We start from the raw sequence: 18,480 nt of genomic DNA, 5'->3' as shown, positions 1-18,480 counted from the left end.
CCCCCTCTCTGGGGGATTTTTTGTTCGATTTTCCTTTTAAGCATTAGCAGCAATGTTGGAGTTTTCACAATTTGAGGCGGGCTATATTATTTCCCAAAAAGACCTGGAACAGGCAGTGGGCTATCGACAACGGGATCAGCCAGAGGCCTTTGACTATTTTTTAGCGGATGTCTATGGGCTTGTGTTGCAGGCCCTGGAGGAATGTTTACCCCATCTAAAGGTTTATCCGGCGTTAAATTTCCATGGGTTGATTATCCTCGATCCAACCCAGATGACCCTAGAGGAAACCAAGCTCTACCATGGCCGCCGCGATCGCCTCTTGAGAAAGCAGGCCGAGCAGGATATTCGTCGCTCAGAACTCTGAGAGAAAGGGGAGTTTTAATGCCATCATCTAGGGGATTCGAGGTAAGCCTGGATAAACTCGTGGGCCACCTGGAAATGGGTTTCGATCTGCAGGGAAAGCGTCTGGATGGTGGCATAGTTTTCGTTAGCGAGGGCGACTTCGATAGCAATGCACCAATCTGGAATTTTACGCACACTCACACTGCTGGCGGCTCCCTTGAGACGATGGGCTTCGTAGGAGATTTTTGCGGCATCTTGATTGGCGATCGCCCCTTGGAGTGCTTGTAGATAACCGGGCGCAAATTCGAGGAATTGTACGAACACTTCCCGGTGGAAACTGGGATTGTTGCCATAGAAATGCACTAATTGCGTCAAATCTACGGGGACGTCCGGATCTGTGGCTGTTTCTAGGATTGGGGAGGCGATCGCTACGACAGATCGTTTTTTTTCTGACTTTTGTAAACACTGATCGATGACCTGACGGAGAGTCTTAATACTGGTGGGTTTGGCAATGTAACCGTCCATCCCCGCCGCTAAACATTTTTCGCGATCGCCTTTCATTGCATTGGCCGTCATGGCGATAATCAATTGGTGGGTATCCTCCTGTTCCCGTTGGCGAATCATTTCAGTGGTCGTATAGCCATCTAGCTCTGGCATCAGACAATCCATCAAAATCAGGTCATAGGTCCGCTGTTGGAGCTGGGCGAGGGCTTCGCGGCCATTACTCACACAATCAATGGTGTTAAACCCAATAATTTCAAGTTGATTGAGAATGACCGTTTGGTTAATGGGCGTATCTTCGACGACCAGGATCCGGATATTTGGCGATCGCCCCCCTTGATCTCCCAAAATTTCCGCCAAAGTCAGATCAAGGCCAGCCTCATCCGCAATATCCGCCATTGTTTGATCTGGACTTATTTCTGCTTGTAGACAGCGCAGCAGTGCTTCCTGTTGGAGGGGCCGCAGAAGATAGCGGAGTCCTTGGGGCTGCAGCCAATTTTTTAGCCGAGGATAATCCACCGCCGCTAGCAGCAGCACCAAATTTTCCCGGGGGAGAAGCGTTTTTACTTTATCTAAAACTGTTTCGATGCCCGCCTGGTTGCCAAAAATGGGTAAAGCCAACAGCACTAGATCAAAACTATCCTGCTGTTCGAGGGCGAGGATTCCCCCCATAAAATCACCATAGGCAATCACACTGACCCCATAGTGACTAAGCTGCCGACGAATCGCCTCTAGGGACAAAGGCTGGGAGTCAATGAGGAGGACGCGGTAGGGGGCCAATTGGGGCAGCGGGGGCGGCGCTTCGAGCCGTTGGAAACGGGCCGTAAACCAAAAGGTTGAACCTTGACCAGGGCTACTTTCTAAACCAATGTCCCCGGCCATGAGACTGACCAGATATTTGGCAATCGCCAAACCAAGACCTGTTCCCCCATATTCCCTTGTCGTAGACGGATCAACCTGGGAAAAAGACCGGAATAATTTTGCTTGATCTGCTTTGTCAATGCCAATGCCAGTATCAATGACCTCAAACTTCACCAAAACAGATGCCTCATCTTCTGCCACGGGCAAAGCGCGAATCACCACAGAACCGCGATGGGTAAATTTAATTGCATTACCGACCAAATTTGTTAGCACTTGCCGCAGCCGCATCGAATCCCCCGTGACTGTCCCTCCCAGTTGTGGATCAATAATAGTGATCAATTCCACCTGTTTCGTTTGGGCCTGGATCGCCAGCAACTCCGCCACTGACTCCACACAGTCAATAATCTGTAAAGGCACAGATTCGAGGCGCATCTCCCCGGCTTCTAACTTAGAAAAGTCGAGAATATCGTTGATCACATAGAGTAAATGGTTCGCACTTTGGCTGAGGGTTTTGACAAAATCCTGTTGCTGGGGGTTAAGTTGGGTCGTCTGCAAAAGCTCCGCAATGCCGAGAATGCCGTTCATGGGGGTACGGATTTCGTGGCTCATATTCGCCAAAAAGCTCGATTTGAGGCGGGACGCAGCGAGGGCCGCCTCACGACCTTCCACAAGATCGTTAATATTTTGGGTGACAATGACCACGCCACCCACTTGATTTTCCCGGTGATACCAAGGCTGGACTGTCCATTTGAGATATTGTTTTTTGCCATCATGTTGGACGTAGCAATCTTCTTCACAGGTGATCACCTGACCGCTTAGGGCTGTTTGGAGATGCTGTCGGTAGTCTTCCCGGAGATTCACAAAGACCTCATGGTGCGATCGCCCAACGAGGGTTTCTTCCCCAAGCTGATAGTCGACGAGCCATTGACGACTATGGGCCACATAGCGTAGCTTCTTGTCTAACATCGCCATCGCTACAGGCATATTTTGGATCAGTTGCCGCAGTTGCCGCCGTTCTTGGTCTAGGGCTTGGCTGGCAAGTTTACGGTCAGTGACTTCGATGATCACCCCCTCAAGGCGAATTAAATGACCTGTTTCGTCGAAAATTCCCCGTCCTTGTTCAAAGACCCAACAAATATTTTGATCAACGCGAACAAGACGATATTCATCGGTATAGGTGGGATTATCGGGGGTAAGCATTGCCAAAGAGGCGAAAATCCGTGGGTAATCTTCGGGGTGAACAATGTCCCTAAAGGCGCGAATTTGATTATGTAAAAAATCCGTGGCGGGGTAGCCGGTAATCGGTTCAATGCCATGGGAAAGAAACTGCATTGTCCATTGTGCGTCGGGGAGACAGCAGTACACAGCCCCAGGGATATTGAGCACCAAACTGCGGTAACGGGCTTCACTGCTCCGGAGGGTTTCGTTAACGGTTTTTAGCGCTTGGGTGCGTTCGGCGACCTTTTCTTCTAGGCGGTTATTCATGGTTGCGAGCTGACTGTTGGCCCAGGCCAGTTCGTCTAGGGCGCGTTTTCGCTCAATTTCTGCGGCGGCCCGGGAGGCAAAAATACTGGTTAATTTTGTGGCGAGCTCTTGATCAATGGTGGGTTGATGGTGCTGTACATGGAGGGTGCCGATGGGGCGGGAATTGCGGTCTTGGATCGGAAACTGGAGGAATTGATTGGTGTTGGCTCCTTCCGGGGAAGAGGCGATCGCCGCAGCTGGAATCGAGGGAAATTTAGGGTTTTCCCAGGTGGCGAGGGTTTGGGGAGGATCTGTGCTATTTTCGAAGATTTCACTAATGGCGACGTACCAGACATCAAGGGCGATCGCCAAATTTTCGGCCAGGGCAGAAAAGAAATCACGGCCCGTGACAGCAGCAGTGCCCGCCAAAATGCGACTTAAAATGTCTTCAACTTTTTTTCGTTCTTGCACTTCGATCTGCAGCTTTTGATTGATGGCCGCTAATTCTTCTGGGCTTTTGAGGGCTAAAAATTTCGGTAGAAGCGTATAAAGTTCTATGGCGGTATAGCAGGAAATCAATGCTGTAAAACTGCTTTCCACTCCATCAATCCAATAAATGGGAAACCAGAGGGTCAGGACATCTAAAAAGTGACCAATGCCACAGGCAGTAATAAAAAAACCAAACAGGATAAACACCCGTGAAAAAGGCATATCTTGTCGCTTTCTGACAAAATAAACCAGCATAATCGGGATCGAAAAATAGGCGATCGCCGTGAGAAGATTCGCGACCAGATGTAAGCTGACTAAAGGAGTCTGCCAGAGATAGCAACTCCCGTGGGGCATGTACATCCGCCCTGTTAAAAAATCTCGTAGACTCTCCCCGATCAACGCAACAGAAAAAACGGCCATACACAACACCCCGAATTATTTTTTAGTATTGCTGTCAGTTATTTTGCAGGGGAGAATTGTCTTGATTGTTTCCCCTAAATTGGCTTGAGTATTTAAGCAAATTTTAACAGTTCTTTTACGAGTCTAAGGTGAGATTCGGCCGAGGAGGATTAGCCTCTAACTTGAATTTTTAAGCACAAAGGCAAATTTTTATGGAAGAGGAATCGATCGCCAAATCACCTAATCAACGGGGCTTTAGGAATGCTAAATTTAGATTCTCTCCAGAGTTCAAAAGCCCATCCCGGCAGAGGAATGTGACATAGATCTGAAAGATTTGATGGCAACAGTTTTGTCCAAGATGCAAGGCAACCAGCCGACAAAATTTTGAGAAAGGGGGAGCGATCGCCAAGGTCTTCGGGCATAATGAAAAAAATCTATTTCAGTTACCCCAAAGTCAAGGTAGGAGTCGTCAGTGGTTGGTAAGTCCCGTCGTCCTAAACGCAGAAAATCCCCAGCACCACGATCATTGAATGCATTGAACGCTGCGACCGATACTAAAGTGGTCGCTTTTGGGGCCCGTCACCGGCAAGGGAATTCCCCCCAGGCGATCGCCACCATGGTTCCCCCTAACTCCCCAAAGACGAATCGACGCTCCCGCCGCCCAGCCCGCCTCAAATTACCCCGGCCGCTCCTGTATCCTCTCCGTTTACTAATTGTGGGCGTTGGCGTTAGCGCTTGTATTGGCACCATTCTCAGTGCCGCGAATTTACGCTCTGCCCCCACCGTTAATCCCCCTGAAAATATAACCAGCCAACAGCTACTCTCTGGGCAGCTGTCCCCAGCCCCAGAGCCACTCCCCCTGAAAACGCCCCTCACCCAACTGGCAGAAACGACCCAAGCGGCGATCGCCGCTGACCCAAACCTCGATGCGTCTTTGCTTTTTGTGGATTTAGACACTGGGGAATATTTAGACGTGGCTGGCGATCGCCCCCTATCCGCCGCCAGTACGATCAAAATTCCCATTCTCGTAGCCTTCCTAGAAGCCGTTGACAGTGGCAAAGTTCAACTAGATGATTCCCTCACCCTCACTAAAGAAGTCATCGGGGGTGGGTCTGGCAGCATGCAGTACCAAACCCCCGGCAGCACCTACACTGCCCTCTACACCGCGAGGGAAATGAGCGTCAATAGTGACAACACCGCCACCAACATGATTACCGAGTTGTTGGGAGGGAATGCCGTCCTCAACGCGAAATTTCAGCAGTGGGGCATGACCCAAACCCAGTTGAATAATCCTTTGCCAGATCTCGAAGGCACAAACCTCACCAGTGCCAAGGATCTCGCCCATCTCCTTGCCCGCATTAACCAAGGTGAAATTCTGTCTGTCCGGTCCCGCGATCGCCTCTTTCGGATCATGGGAGCCACGAGTAACGACCGCCTCTTACCCCAGAGTTTGGGTCAGGGAGCCGACATCGTCCATAAAACTGGAGATATCGGCAGTATCATCGGCGATGCAGGGATTGTGGATCTGCCCAATGGCAAGCGTTACGTCGCTGCAATTTTTGTCGAGCGTCCCTACAACGACCCCAAGGGCAAAGAGCTACTCCACAAAATTAGCCGCCAATTCTACGACCACATGGCTAAAAAGGACATTATCCAAGCCCCTAGCCCATCAGCCCCAGCGGCGACCCCAGCCGTCACTCCCTAGCTGCGGATCTGCACTGGCATAATCAAATAAGTCATCTGCACCGCACCCAGGGGCGTAAAAATAACCGGCTGATTATTTTCATTCAGCTGCATCTTAATCTCATTACTTGGTAAGGCCTTCAGACCGTCGATGAGATACCTCACATTAAAGGCAATCTCTAAATCTGTCCCCGAAACCTGGGCGGGCAAAGCTTCTTCACCACTGCCCACATCCTGGGCTTCCACAGCGAGGTGAAGTTTTTGTTCGGCGCTGTTGAGGCGGAATTTCACAATATTATTTTTTTGATCGGCCAGAACCGCCACCCGTTCAATGCTGCTAATCAAAGCTCGTCGCTCTAGGGTGACATCGCGGCTAAACTGCCGGGGGATTAACTGATGGTAAGCGGGGTAGGCACCGTCTAGTTTGCGGCTGGTGAGGCGCTGGTGATTGACCTCAAAAATAACTTGGCTATCGTCTAAATGTAGGGCAATCAAATCCGCTTCATTGGCGGTGGTTAACATGCGTTCTAATTCTCGAAGCGCCCGGGCGGGGATGGTTAGGGCAAAATCTTCCAGGGTTGAGGTGGGGAGTTTTCCGGCGTCGCTGGATTCTGGCTCTGGGCTAACCTGGTCACTGGTTTCAACGAGGGCAAGGCGGTGGCCATCGGTCGCGGCAAACTCAAGGCAATCTTGGTGGTGAGTGACATGGACCCCCGTTAAAACTTGCTTGGTTTCATCAGGGCTAGCGGCAAACAGTACCCCTCCCAGGCCTTCGCTTAAGGCGATCGCCGGCAACATTAATTTTTTGCCATCCTGGATCGTCGGTAATTCAGGAAACTCGTCTGCTCCCATACCTCGAATTTGAAACCGTCCCGTGGCCGCAGTTAGGGTCGCTTGGGCATCGCCTTTCATCAAAGTTTCCGACGGACAACTCAAGGTCACTTCCCCCTCAGGCAGACGCGACACAATATCATTAAGCAACTTTGCCGGCAGGGTTAGGGTACCTCCTTCAATGACTTGGGCCGGAAAGCTCGTGCGAATGCCCAGGCTGAGATCAAAGGCGGTGAGTTGAATCTGATGGCGGCTCGCATCCGCAGTCAACAGCACATTTCCCAAAATAGGGTGGGTAGGCCGCGAAGGCACCGCCCGACCAACAAGGGAGAGTTGGCTATTTAGATCACTTTGACTGCAAACAAACTTCATGGCTTTTTCCGGAGATCTCCAAGCAGAGCAGATAGATTCTACTACAACATTCCCTGGCTGGCGGGATTTTTTCTAGTGCGGATGTGGCGCAATACCCGATCTAAAATAAACCGACCCACCAGGTTTCCTACGGTACAATGGGGAACAGTAGGGACTTTCTATTTTTTGAATTTCAGCCTGCGCTAATCTCCATCGGTGAATGCCAATCACTGCTAAGGAAAGCAAAGAGTTTCGTTCCTACGCCAGTGGCTGTTGCCCTTGTTCTCTGCTGAGCTTAAGCAAACATTGCAACATTCGTCACTGGAGCCCTTAATAAAAAATAGCAAGATAAAACGAGGATTCATGACAAATATTCATCAAAAAATTGAACAAGAACGTGATGCGGCTCGGGAAGCTTGTAGTACTGACTCCACTTCCGCTGAATGTGCAGCCGCTTGGGATGCCGTTGAAGAACTCCAGGCTGAAGCCGCCCACCAACGGGAAAAAGAGCCGGAAAAAAGTCCCCTAGAAAAGTTTTGTGATGATAACCCCGACGCGGATGAATGCCGTCTCTACGAAGACTAATTCTGTCGGCGATCGCGGCCATTTCCGTTCAAAAAATGAGTTGATCTGCTTTTAGCCATTGATCTTGGCTCCGGTAAGGTCAAAAAATGTGCTAAATGCCAATCCCCCAAAGCAGTGGTTTCTCTCCGTAGTGCCACTGCTTTGACTTGTGTATACTGTGGAAAATCAATCTTAATTTGTCTCAAACCGCGTATAAACCATGGATGAAACGTTACTACAGCAATTGGCCTGGATGGACTACCGTTTGGCCGTGATTTTTACGGTGATGGTGCCGATTGCACTGTTGATCTGGAGTTTCGTCGCGAAGGTGGAATCGATGCAGCGGCTCCTGGGCATTTACTGGAAAGTAGCCAGTTTGTTAATGGTGACAGTCTATTTGTTGATTCCGAGTTGGTCGGTGGGTTACCTGACGGGGCTGTTGTCACGGATTTTGATCCCCATTGGGTTGTGGTTTTGGATTGATCTCAATGAAGAAATTCGCGATCAACCGGGCAGTCGTCTGAAACTCGCGTTCACAGCTTGGCGTTGGGCGGTAACGGTCTACTGTGCGCTTGGGGCGATCGCCAATTTACCGTTTGTGGGCTGTGCTTTCTCGGCAGCAATGCGCCAAGGGGCCTATTGCCAAGTGTGGCTAGAAGCACCCAGTCGTTACCAACAAATTTTGCATGCCAACTCAGCCCCCGGTTTTCTCGGCTTTTTAGGAATTGTCGGCCTGGTGATTTATGTCGTGTATTTGCTGACGTTTCTATTGTTCCGTTTGGGGCGTCAGGGGCGCATTGCCATCGAAGAATGAGGGAAAAACCGCTGTAAAAAACTTTTTTTTAGAAAAATCTGGGCCTAGGGGTTGCCAATTTAAAATTGCTTTGCTAAATTAGAACTTGTGCGCAAAACGCCAGGATAGCTCAGTTGGTAGAGCAGAGGACTGAAAATCCTCGTGTCGGCGGTTCAATTCCGCCTCCCGGCACTGCATAAAGAGAGTTCACTCCGGTGGGCTCTTTTTCGTTTGCGAGGGATTTTTGAAAATCGAGTCATTTTCGTCACAAAGAAACCCAACCGGGCTAGGCTGGGTTTGAATGCAGATCGTATTTTTAGGGAATTCGTATGGGCGTGTTAATGATCCTGGGGATTTTGCTCCTAATTCTTATAGGCGGGCTAATCCTGGGTTTGGGAAACGATTAGGCTGGCACCTCGACCTTTGCTTCACCACCGAGGGCAAAGGCTTCATGGACGAGTTTGAGGGCGGCTTGGCCTTGGGTTTCGGGGACAACGCAGCTAATTTTGATTTCAGAGGTGGTGATCATCTGAATATTGATTTTTGCCGTGGCCAGAGCCTGGAAGAAGCGGGCCGCAACTCCTGGTGCCCCAATCATCCCAGAACCGACAATACTGACTTTGGCGATCGCCGGATCGACTTCGATTTCGCCAAAGTTTAGCTGTTCTGCCATGCCAGAGAGGGCGAGGCGGGCCGCTTCAGCATCCCCCTGGGCAACGGTAAAGGCAATGTCACGGGTCTTTAGGCCATTGAGCACACGGCAGCGTTGGGACTGGATAATCATATCGACGCTGATGTTTTGGTGGGCCAGCAGCGAAAAAATCTGGGCAGCCATGCCGGGGCTATCCGGGACATGACGAATGGCGAGTTGGGCTTGTTTGAGGTCAAGGGCGACACCCCGGACAGGGGGATGATCTTCAGGATTTAAGGAAGCAGGGGCCGCATTCATCGGGGAAGAGGCAATGTCAAAGACGTCGCAGAGGGTGGCGATCGCCCGGTCACAATCGGTCTGTTGGATGACGCAGCTCACCTTCACTTCCGAGGTGGAAATCATCTCGATATTAATGCCCGCATCGGCCAGACTTTGGAACATAGTGGCGGCAATCCCGGGGCGGCCAATCATTCCAGCCCCAGAGATGGTAATTTTGGCAACGTCATTGGCGCTCATCACCGCTACGTTACTTAAATCTTGGTCTGTGCCCGCGCAGAGGGTGGGAGCAATGGCTTCGGCGATCGCCTGGGCTTGGGTCGCGGCATTTTCGGTGACGGTAAAAGCAATATCATTACTGTTGCCATCATGGATCGACTGGATAATTAAGTCCACATCGACATTATGGGTAGCGATTTCCCCAAATAATTTGGCGGCGACGCCGGGGCGATCGGGGATATGCAGCATCGCAATGCGGGCCTGGTCGGTATCAAACTCCACCGCATCGACGGCCTTGGCAATTTCGAGGTTAATCAAGGGGCGATCGCTCACCGGCGCAGACGTTACCCAAGTCCCTGGATCGTCAGTCCAACTGGAACGTACCACTAAGGGCACCCCATAATTTTTCGCAATTTCAACGGCACGGGGATGGAGTACCTTTGCCCCTAAACTGGCGAGTTCTAGCATTTCATCCGATGTGACTTCCGCCATCAGTTGGGCTTCGGGGACAATGCGCGGGTCAGTGGTTAAAATGCCTGGCACGTCGGTATAGATTTCACAACAGGAGGCCTTGAGGGCGGCGGCGATCGCCACCGCAGAGGTATCGGATCCGCCCCGACCGAGGGTGGTAATTTCTAGATCTTCAGTTTTGGAAATCCCCTGGAATCCCGCCACAACGATCACCTCTCCCCTTTGCAGGTGCCGTTGGAGACGGTCGGTTTTAATTTCGAGGATGCGGGCGCGGCTGTGTTCCGCTTCGGTAACAATTCCCACTTGGGCACCGGTGAGGGAAATCGCCGGTTGTCCCAGTTCCTGGAGCGCCATACTGAGCAGAGAAATAGAGACCTGTTCCCCCGTAGAAAGGAGCATATCCATTTCCCGTCGGTTGGGATTCGCACTAATTTCGTGGGCTAATTTCACCAAGCCATCGGTAGTTTTTCCCATGGCAGAGACCACCACGACAATTTGATTGCCCGCCTGGGCCCGTTGCTGTACCCGTTTAGCCACCGCTTGGATTCTTTCTACGGAGCCGACGGAGGTACCGCCATATTTTTGAACGATCATTGCCATGGAACCTGCCTCACTCTCCCGAACTTAAAACACAATTCGTTTTCCATAGATGTTTTGGAAAATCGGTGATCCACTCTAGCAAATCCTACCGACTTTTCTGATCGATCTTTCACATTCCGTTGTGTGGTGCCGTCACCCTTGTTACTACCGGAGGAAATTTTTTCGCCTAAGGTCTACGATAGATAATCACTTAGCAAAACCAGGACAGCCAGAATTTTCCAGGCGATCGCCATAGCATAAATTCCCTTGGGAAAACGAAAAAAAACGTTAAATGACTTGTCTTTCCGCACCATTTACCCGATAATTGGTCACTCGATGGTGCTATACATTCTGTAACGTTCACGGTAAAGTAAAAATTCCAGAGCAACCGCACGATGTGAAGTATGCCACCACTGCTCCTGTGACAGACAAACCGATCAGTTTTCACTGAAGACCCTAGGGCACAACAATACTGGATGATCAGTCTTTTTACAGCTAAATTTTTTTGTATTCAAGGTCAAAGGCGATCGCCACATTATCAGCACTTGATCCCTGGACGAGTTTGTCCCCCAGCCAGTTTTTCATCTAACCCAACCAACATCTAGGAGGTTCCCTATGTCCGTACGTTTGTATGTCGGCAATTTGCCCAAAGACGTCGTCGAAAAGCAAGCCCTGATTGATTTCTTTGTTGAAGCAGGTGAAAGCGCAACTACCAAAGTGATCAAAGACCGGAAAACAGGCAAATGTCGTGGTTTCGCCTTTGTTACCGTGCCCACCGATGAAGAAGCCGATGCTTTCATCGAAAAGTACAATGGCCAATCCTTCATGGACAGCCCCCTCAAAATTGAGAAGGCTCTCCCCCGCACCAAAGGCGACGACAAGCCCGCCGAAGCCAGCAGCGCCAAAGGCGGCAGCAAGCGCAAGCGCAGTGGTGGCAGTGGCAGCAGCAAAAAACAATCGAGCTATGGCGATGCCAGCTCAGCTCAACCCGATCCCCGCTGGGCCAGCGAACTCGAAAAGCTCAAAGACATGCTCCAACAGCAAACCGCTAACGTTTAGGCCTTGGGCCATTGACTTTCCTGCTGCAGATCGTGTGGCAGGATTTGTTTTGTTTGCGCCAAAAATTTTTTCATCATTGATTTTTTTATTCAAACTTTTTTCTCGGAGGGATACACAATGGATGCCGTCACGGTCATGAAACAGGAAGTAGGGAAAGCCGCCGCGGCCCTAGTCCAGTCCAACTCAGTGGTCGGTCTAGGGACTGGGTCAACAACTGCCTATGCGATTCAATACATTGGTGAGCGTTTAGCCGCAGGTGAACTGGAGAATATTGTGGGCATTCCCACTTCGTTCCAGGCGGAAGTTCTCGCAAAACAGTACAAAATTCCCCTCACCAGTTTGGATGCCGTCGATCATATCGATGTGGCCATTGATGGGGCCGATGAGGTCGATCCCCAGAAAAATTTAATTAAAGGGGGCGGCGCGGCCCACACCCGGGAGAAAGTGGTGGATGCCCTCGCCAACAAATTTGTCGTCGTGGTCGATAGCGGCAAACTGGTTGATCGCTTGGGTTCGACCTTTTTATTGCCCGTGGAAGTCATTCCCATGGCGATTACGCCGGTGATGCGTCAACTAGAAGCGTTGGGAGGTAAGCCAGAACTCCGGATGGGAGTCAAAAAGGCTGGCCCCGTCGTCACCGATGAGGGAAATTTAGTTGTGGATCTCAAATTTACTGGTATCGACGACCCGGCAACATTAGAACAAAAGATTAATAATATTCCTGGCGTCTTGGAAAATGGCTTGTTTGTCGGGGTTGCGGATGTGATTTTGGTCGGTGAAATTATCGACGGACAACCCCGTGTCCGGGAAATTCAGTAGCGTTTTTTCTCAATCGAACAGGTGAACCTGGGCCTCCTCGTTGCAGGGGGTTTTTGTCTTGTTATGCCTGGCTCAAGAGGGTAATCGCCCGTCGGATCCATTCGTCGGCATTGGTATTTTGCAGCAGCAGTGGGTCTTGGCTCAGGGTGGCGATCGCCCCACGGATTTCGGTTTCTTGATATCCCAAGGCCAGCAAGGTTAAGTCCAAGTCCTCGTGAACGGCAGCATTAGGCTGACTGGTTGTGTCAGGGAGCGAAAATTGATCTCGCCATTGGCTGAGTTTGCTACGGAGTTCGAGGGCGAGTCGTTCTGCGGTTTTTTTGCCAATGCCGGGCGCTTTTGCTAACTGGCGATGGTCGGCGGTGACAATGGCCTGCACCAGTTCCGGTAAGGTTAGGGTATCGAGGAGGGCGATCGCCCCCTGGGCACCAATGCCACTGACACTGATCAGCTGCCGAAATAAATCCCGGGCGGCACCGCTGGCAAAACCGTAGAGATAGGTGCCGTCTTCCCGCTGTTGGCTGTGGACGAAAATATGTTGAGGCTGACCGATTGCCGCTTCTAGTTCCTGGGCGAGGCGTCCTGGCACTTGGATCTCATAGCCAATGTCCCTCACTTCAAGAATGAGAAAAGAACGCCCCTGCAAATTCCGGTGGATGGCGATCGCCTCTCCCTTAAGATAACTAAACATGAAATCCCCTCTGCCTAATGCCTGCGATCTTCCCATTGCCCCTGGCATTCCAGCAAGTCCCGGTGGCGATCGCTATTTCCATTTTCAATCAGTACGTTTAGACTATTAAGTATCAAGAAAGCGTTTCCTTACGCCCCACTACCTCCCCCACCATGGCCGATTCGACTCCTGCTTTTCCCGGTAACGCCCTCCCTCCTCAAAACATCGAAGCCGAAGAATTTATTCTGGGGGGAATTTTAATGGACCCAGAGGCCATGGGCCGGGTGGTGGATGTCCTGGTGATCAATGCCTTTTATGTCCAAGCCCACCGGGATATTTATCAAGGTTTATTGGTACTCCACAATCAGGGCAAACCGACCGATTTATTAGCCCTGAGCACTTGGCTCCAGGACAACGAGCGTCTCGAAAAAGTCGGTGGTATTCCCAAGCTTTCCCAATTGGTTGATCGCACCATCTCTGCTGTGAATATTGACCACTACGCGGAGCTGGTCATGGATAAATACGTCCGGCGACAGCTCATTGCCGGGGGCCATGAAATTATTGATCTCGGCTATGACACCGTTAAAACCTTACCCGATGTCCTGGATGAATCAGAGCAAAAAATCTTCCGCCTCACCCAGACCCGTCCCCAGGATGGCCTAACCGCCATTGCCGAAACCATTGCCGAAGCCTTTAGCAATATCGAAGAACGCCAGACCAAGCAGCAGGAAAAAGAGATGCTGTCGGGGCTTTCGAGTGGCTTCTATGATCTCGACGCGATGACCAACGGCTTCCAGCGTTCGGATCTTGTGATTATTGCCGGACGCCCCGCCATGGGGAAAACCAGTTTTTCGCTGAACGTGGCCACCAATATTGCGAAAAAAGAACGGCTCCCCGTGGCGATTTTTAGTTTGGAAATGTCTAAGGAGCAATTGGTGCAGCGTCTTTTGGCTGGGGAGGCGCAGATTGAAAGTAATCGTCTCCGGGCTGGACGCCTCGATGAAGTTGATATGCGTCCCCTCATCAAGGCGGTGGAATTTTTGTCGGATGTGCCTTTATTTATCGATGATACGGCGAACATTACCGTCAGTCAGATGCGATCGCAGGCCCGGAAACTCCAGGCAGAACAGGGGGGAAAGTTAGGGCTGATTCTCATTGACTACCTGCAACTTATGGAGGGCGGTGGCGATAATCGCGTCCAAGAACTCTCAAAAATTACGCGATCGCTCAAAGGACTTGCCCGGGAATTAGATGTACCTATTTTTGCCCTATCCCAGTTAAGTCGAGGCGTTGAGGCCCGCAACAGCAAACGCCCGATGATGTCTGACCTGCGGGAATCAGGTTCCATCGAGCAGGATGCCGACCTGGTTTTGATGCTCTACCGCGACAGTTATTACAACCCGGATTCCCCGGAGCGAGATATTGCCGAGGTGATTATTGCGAAGCACCGTAATGGCCCCACAGGAACGGTCAAGCTGATTTTCCAGCCGGAGCTAACGAAGTTTTTAAATCTGGCCCAGAGTCCCAGCCCCTATGCAGAAACCTATTAAAATCTGACAAAATTTGTGTGGCTGTGATTTGTTTTATTTATCAATAGAAATTACATCTGCCTGGTTTTTGGGGGATCCGGGCTGCTTTTTGAAGAGATCCTAATTTTTTAAAATGTAAATGCTAAGATGCTGCTAGCATCAAGGCCAGAATTTGATCAAGGTTTCTCCAAAAATTGTTGCTAATTTCGAGCTTAAATGCATTTAAATCTCCATGATTTGGGCGATCGCCTTGATCCATTTTGAGCGCATCTACTGTTATTTAAACGCCTTTAAACATCGGCAAAACTATCGATCGTTTTTTTCTAAAAAGGCTTGTTACAAGCATTCTCAATCAAAGAAAAATGCTTCGATAACTTCAGGTTACGCGATTTCTTGTTTGTTTAGTTGTTGGATCCAGTGTTCATGTACGGCTTCTCTCCCCCACAATCACCCCAGAAACAGACCCCCGTTCCCCTCCAGAAACGTCGCCATAACAAAGGCCAAAAAAATTCTGGCCAATCGACGGCGGCGACAAAACACCATCGGTTAGCCTGTTGGGAATTAGCGGCGCAGATTTCTGTGAACTGTTTACTCGGCGGGGTGGCGATCGTCTCCATTGCCCAACTGTTACCGGCCCAACTCTCCCAACGGCAGCAATTGTCCGTTCTTAAGGGCGAAGTCACCGAGGCAGAACAACGGGTCGCCAAACTACGACAAGAATTTAACCGCCACTTTGATGCCTATGGGAGTCATCAGTTAATGCAGGAGTACACCATTAAAGTCGATCCCAAGCAACGGCGCATTATCTGGGTGGATCCGGCTCAAGCTCAAAACAGCGAAAATTAATTTCCCTGGGAACTTGGCCATCGGCCAGCAGATTTTTTCAAATCCTTTCAGTAAACAAAAAAGGGAGTCATTATGGCTCCCTTTCGTAATATTCAGATGCTCATAAGAGACTTAGCGCAAATGCCAAATCCTCTTACTCTTACTTAGGAAGCAAGGGATGCCGTAGGGCGACGACGACGGCGTTGGGCTCTAACGGCGGTCTGTTCACTGACCTGCATTAAAAAGACCACAAGGGGTTCCCCTTGCAATTCCCGACGGGCGAGGCGTTGTAGGGAGGCTTCAATCTCTAGGCGGATGTCAGTCCAGTCAATATCTTCATTGCTGCGTTTGCCATGCTCTTTGTACTCTGCAAGGCGATCCTCTAGGACATTTTCGACATTCCGCTGGATTAACTGGTGGAGCAATTTATTGTTTGCTGCGGTGACCACACCCCGGAGATGAATTTCTGGCGGTGCAATCAAATTACCGTCCTGGGCGATCGCCACGGCCACCGTAATCACCCCTTCCTCAGCCAACTGTTGCCGTTCCTGGAGTACCGAATCATGGACAATGCCAGAACGATCCACTAATTCAATGCCTGAGGGCACTTTGCCAGTAACACCAATGGAATCTTCCGTGAGTTCAACAATGTCACCATTGTCGATAATCACAATATTTTCCTCCGGTACACCCATCGATTGAGCCGTTTGGGCGTGCTTCACCAGCATCCGGTGCTCCCCGTGGAAGGGAATAAAGAACTTCGGCTTCGTCAAAGCTAACATCAACTTGTGATCATCTTGGGCGCCGTGACCAGAAACGTGAATCCCTTCCCCTTTGCCGTAGACGACTTTGGCGCCGCGCATCATTAGCCGATCAATGGTATTTACCACGGCGATCGTATTCCCAGGGATCGGGTTGGCCGAAAAGACCACCGTATCCCCTTCCTTAATTTTGATGTGGCGATGGGCATCATGGGAGATCCGGGTCATGGCCGATAACGTCTCACCTTGGGAGCCCGTTGTCAGGATCAAGACATCCTCATCCTTCATGCTTTTGAGTTGCCGCAGGGGAATGAACAGCTCATCTAAACATTTCATGTAGCCCAAATTGCGGGCATGGGAAATGACATTTAACATGGAGCGGCCCACTACGGCCACCTTACGATTGTGTTTTTGCGCCAGTTCTAAAATAATGCTGACCCGGTGGACAGAAGACGCAAAGGTAGTGACAAAGAGTCGTCCCTGAGCTTGGCCAAAAATGCGGTCTAAATTCGGTTTTACAGAAGCTTCTGAAGGAGTGCGACCGGGAACTTCTGCGTTCGTCGAATCACTTAGAAGACAGAGAACACCTTTTTCGCCATGTTCAGCGAGCCGTTGGAAATCAAACTGTTCACCGTCAACGGGGGTAAAGTCTACTTTAAAGTCCCCTGTGTGGATGATCACGCCAATGGGGGTATGGATTGCTACGGTAAAGCTATCGGCAATGGAGTGGGTGTTGCGGATATATTCCACGAGGAAATTTTTGCCAATGCGCACCATGTCCCGTGGCATAACACTGTGGAGTTTGGTGCGATCGCTAACCCCTGCCTCATCTAGCTTATCGGCAAGGAGAGACATGGCCAGACGTGGGCCATAGATCACGGGAATATCAAACTGCTTGAGGTGATGGGAAATGCCACCGATGTGATCTTCGTGGCCGTGGGTGACAATCATCCCCTTAATTTTGTGGCGATTTTCCCGGAGATAGGTTGTGTCTGGCAGAACAATATTGACCCCATGCATCCCATCCGTCGGAAAGGCTAGGCCCGCATCGAGCAGCACGATTTCATCGTCATACTCAAAAATACAAGTGTTTTTACCAATTTCGTGGAGACCACCCAGGGGAATAATTTTGATACTGTCCTGGGGGTTGAGATTTTCTGGCTTGGTCGTTTGTTGTTGGCTAGTGCGGGTTCTTTTACGGGTTGTGGGTTGGGGTTTGCTCTTGTTCATAAAACTCCTTAGATTTGCGTGTGGTTAAAACTAGAGAAAAGGTTTGAAATAGAAAACTTGTTAGAGAAGGTATCTGAAAGACCAACGGCTAGGTATAACCAGCGATCGCCAGGGTGCTGGTAATTGGCGCAATACTGTTCAGTTGTCAAAAGCCATGGCAGTGGGCCGTTCGCCGAATGTTTCGTTCTAGAGGAGGGACAAGTCCTTCAAGACTTGGGTGAGTTGTTTCGTGCGGTCAGGGCTGAGGGGACAGAGGGGCGGGCGAAAGCTGCCTAAACGCCATCCCTGAAGAATGAGAGCGGTTTTAACGGGAAGGGGATTGGTATCACAGAATAGGACACGGAAGAGGGGGAAAAGCTTAAGGTGGAGGGCGATCGCCTCCTGGGTACGGCCAGCAAGAAAAGCTTGGATCATTGCCTGCATCTGCGGCCCCACGAGGTGACTGGCCACGCTCACAACGCCCTGGGCCCCTACGCTCATCAGAGGTAGAGTTAGACTATCATCCCCTGAGTAAATTTCAAAGGTGGAATCCACACCACAACGAATCTGGGCGGCCTGGTCAAGGTTGCCACTTGCTTCTTTGATTGCCACGATGTTGTCCACTGTGGCGAGGCGAATCACTGTTTCGGGTAACAGGTTACAACTGGTGCGCCCCGGCACGTTATAGAGCATCAAGGGGATGTCTGGACAGGCTTCGGCGATCGCCTTGAAATGTTGATAAAGTCCTTCCTGGGGGGGTTTGTTGTAATAGGGAACAACTTGCAACGAGCCATCTAAATTTAGTTTAGCGGCTTTTTGGGTGGCGGCGATCGCCTCACTGGTGGAATTAGACCCTGTGCCTGCGATCACCTTTGCCCGGCCGGTGGCCGCATTTTGGACAGCCCGGAACAGGTCATACTCCTCATCCCAAGTTAGCGTTGGTGATTCTCCGGTGGTGCCGCAGACAACCAGGGCATCACTCCCCTGGTCAATGAGATGGGCCGCTAATTTTTCCGCCATCGCGTAATCCACCTGCCCCTCTTCCGTAAAGGGGGTCACCATTGCGGTGATCACTCGACCAAATCTTGTACTTGTCATAAACGAATCGACACAACACACATAAATCTTACTGG

General features: G+C 50.6%; 14 protein-coding genes and 1 tRNA gene. 9 read left to right on the top strand and 6 right to left on the bottom strand.

Features of this window, described 5'->3' with window-relative positions; genetic code table 11:
• Positions 1 to 52: 52 nt before the first annotated feature.
• Entirely contained in the window at positions 53 to 364 is a 312-nt protein-coding gene (locus tag AWQ21_RS06360) for a hypothetical protein (RefSeq protein ID WP_065713809.1), read from the top strand.
• A 23-nt stretch (positions 365 to 387) separates the two neighbouring features.
• Here AWQ21_RS06360 and AWQ21_RS06355 read toward each other — a convergent pair whose 3' ends face one another.
• The gene (locus AWQ21_RS06355; protein WP_065713808.1) at positions 388 to 4,077 is read right to left on the bottom strand and encodes a response regulator; all 3,690 of its coding nucleotides are present in this window, start codon (positions 4,075 to 4,077) and stop codon (positions 388 to 390) included.
• A gap of 514 nt (positions 4,078 to 4,591) precedes the next feature.
• Between AWQ21_RS06355 and AWQ21_RS06350 the strand changes: the two genes are divergently transcribed.
• Positions 4,592 to 5,761, top strand: coding sequence for a serine hydrolase (locus tag AWQ21_RS06350; protein ID WP_232315088.1), 1,170 nt, complete (start codon positions 4,592 to 4,594; stop codon positions 5,759 to 5,761).
• Here AWQ21_RS06350 and dnaN read toward each other — a convergent pair.
• Positions 5,758 to 6,942 carry a DNA polymerase III subunit beta gene (gene dnaN, locus AWQ21_RS06345; RefSeq protein ID WP_065713807.1) on the bottom strand — a complete coding sequence of 395 codons (1,185 nt, stop codon included), beginning with the start codon at positions 6,940 to 6,942 and terminating at the stop codon, positions 5,758 to 5,760. The genes AWQ21_RS06350 and dnaN overlap by 4 nt on opposite strands.
• Positions 6,943 to 7,284: 342 nt before the next feature.
• On the opposite strand from dnaN, the gene AWQ21_RS06340 reads away from it, so the two are divergent.
• The 3 genes from AWQ21_RS06340 to AWQ21_RS06330 all read left to right on the top strand — a co-directional run bounded on the left by AWQ21_RS06340 (position 7,285) and on the right by AWQ21_RS06330 (position 8,470).
• A complete protein-coding gene (locus AWQ21_RS06340) occupies positions 7,285 to 7,506 on the top strand; it encodes a Calvin cycle protein CP12 (protein WP_012306885.1) in 222 nt (73 codons plus the stop codon).
• A 199-nt stretch (positions 7,507 to 7,705) separates the two neighbouring features.
• Positions 7,706 to 8,299, top strand: coding sequence for a DUF3177 family protein (locus tag AWQ21_RS06335; RefSeq protein WP_065713806.1), 594 nt, complete (start codon positions 7,706 to 7,708; stop codon positions 8,297 to 8,299).
• A gap of 98 nt (positions 8,300 to 8,397) precedes the next feature.
• Positions 8,398 to 8,470 (top strand) — tRNA-Phe (locus AWQ21_RS06330).
• Between the two features lie 211 nt (positions 8,471 to 8,681).
• On the opposite strand, the gene AWQ21_RS06325 is transcribed toward AWQ21_RS06330, so the two are convergent.
• On the bottom strand, positions 8,682 to 10,496 hold the full coding sequence (locus tag AWQ21_RS06325; protein WP_065713805.1) for an aspartate kinase: 1,815 nt from the start codon (positions 10,494 to 10,496) through the stop codon (positions 8,682 to 8,684).
• A gap of 594 nt (positions 10,497 to 11,090) precedes the next feature.
• Between AWQ21_RS06325 and AWQ21_RS06320 the strand changes: the two genes are divergently transcribed.
• Both AWQ21_RS06320 and rpiA read left to right on the top strand, forming a co-directional pair.
• The gene (locus tag AWQ21_RS06320) at positions 11,091 to 11,534 is read left to right on the top strand and encodes an RNA-binding protein (RefSeq protein ID WP_065713804.1); all 444 of its coding nucleotides are present in this window, start codon (positions 11,091 to 11,093) and stop codon (positions 11,532 to 11,534) included.
• A gap of 117 nt (positions 11,535 to 11,651) precedes the next feature.
• Entirely contained in the window at positions 11,652 to 12,353 is a 702-nt protein-coding gene (gene rpiA, locus AWQ21_RS06315) for a ribose-5-phosphate isomerase RpiA (RefSeq protein WP_065713803.1), read from the top strand.
• Between the two features lie 61 nt (positions 12,354 to 12,414).
• Here rpiA and ruvA read toward each other — a convergent pair whose 3' ends face one another.
• Positions 12,415 to 13,044 carry a Holliday junction branch migration protein RuvA gene (ruvA, locus tag AWQ21_RS06310; protein WP_065713802.1) on the bottom strand — a complete coding sequence of 210 codons (630 nt, stop codon included), beginning with the start codon at positions 13,042 to 13,044 and terminating at the stop codon, positions 12,415 to 12,417.
• A gap of 152 nt (positions 13,045 to 13,196) precedes the next feature.
• On the opposite strand from ruvA, the gene dnaB reads away from it, so the two are divergent.
• Positions 13,197 to 14,573 carry a replicative DNA helicase gene (gene dnaB / locus AWQ21_RS06305; RefSeq protein ID WP_065713801.1) on the top strand — a complete coding sequence of 459 codons (1,377 nt, stop codon included), beginning with the start codon at positions 13,197 to 13,199 and terminating at the stop codon, positions 14,571 to 14,573.
• A gap of 402 nt (positions 14,574 to 14,975) precedes the next feature.
• Entirely contained in the window at positions 14,976 to 15,398 is a 423-nt protein-coding gene (locus tag AWQ21_RS06300) for a hypothetical protein (protein WP_065713800.1), read from the top strand.
• Positions 15,399 to 15,541: 143 nt separating this feature from the next.
• Here the strand turns inward: AWQ21_RS06300 and AWQ21_RS06295 are convergent, their stop codons facing one another.
• Entirely contained in the window at positions 15,542 to 17,368 is a 1,827-nt protein-coding gene (locus tag AWQ21_RS06295) for a ribonuclease J (RefSeq protein ID WP_232315087.1), read from the bottom strand.
• Positions 17,369 to 17,554: 186 nt separating this feature from the next.
• Positions 17,555 to 18,445 (bottom strand): 4-hydroxy-tetrahydrodipicolinate synthase, encoded by an 891-nt coding sequence (gene dapA, locus AWQ21_RS06290; protein WP_065713799.1) that lies wholly within the window; start codon positions 18,443 to 18,445, stop codon positions 17,555 to 17,557.
• Between the last annotated feature and the right edge of the window lie 35 nt (positions 18,446 to 18,480).

Origin of the sequence: Picosynechococcus sp. PCC 7003 (genome assembly GCF_001693255.1) — a bacterium.
Taxonomy (GTDB): domain Bacteria; phylum Cyanobacteriota; class Cyanobacteriia; order Cyanobacteriales; family MRBY01; genus MRBY01.
The sequence above is the reverse complement of the archived record's forward strand: the minus strand, read 5'-3'. Positions and strand labels throughout refer to the sequence as shown.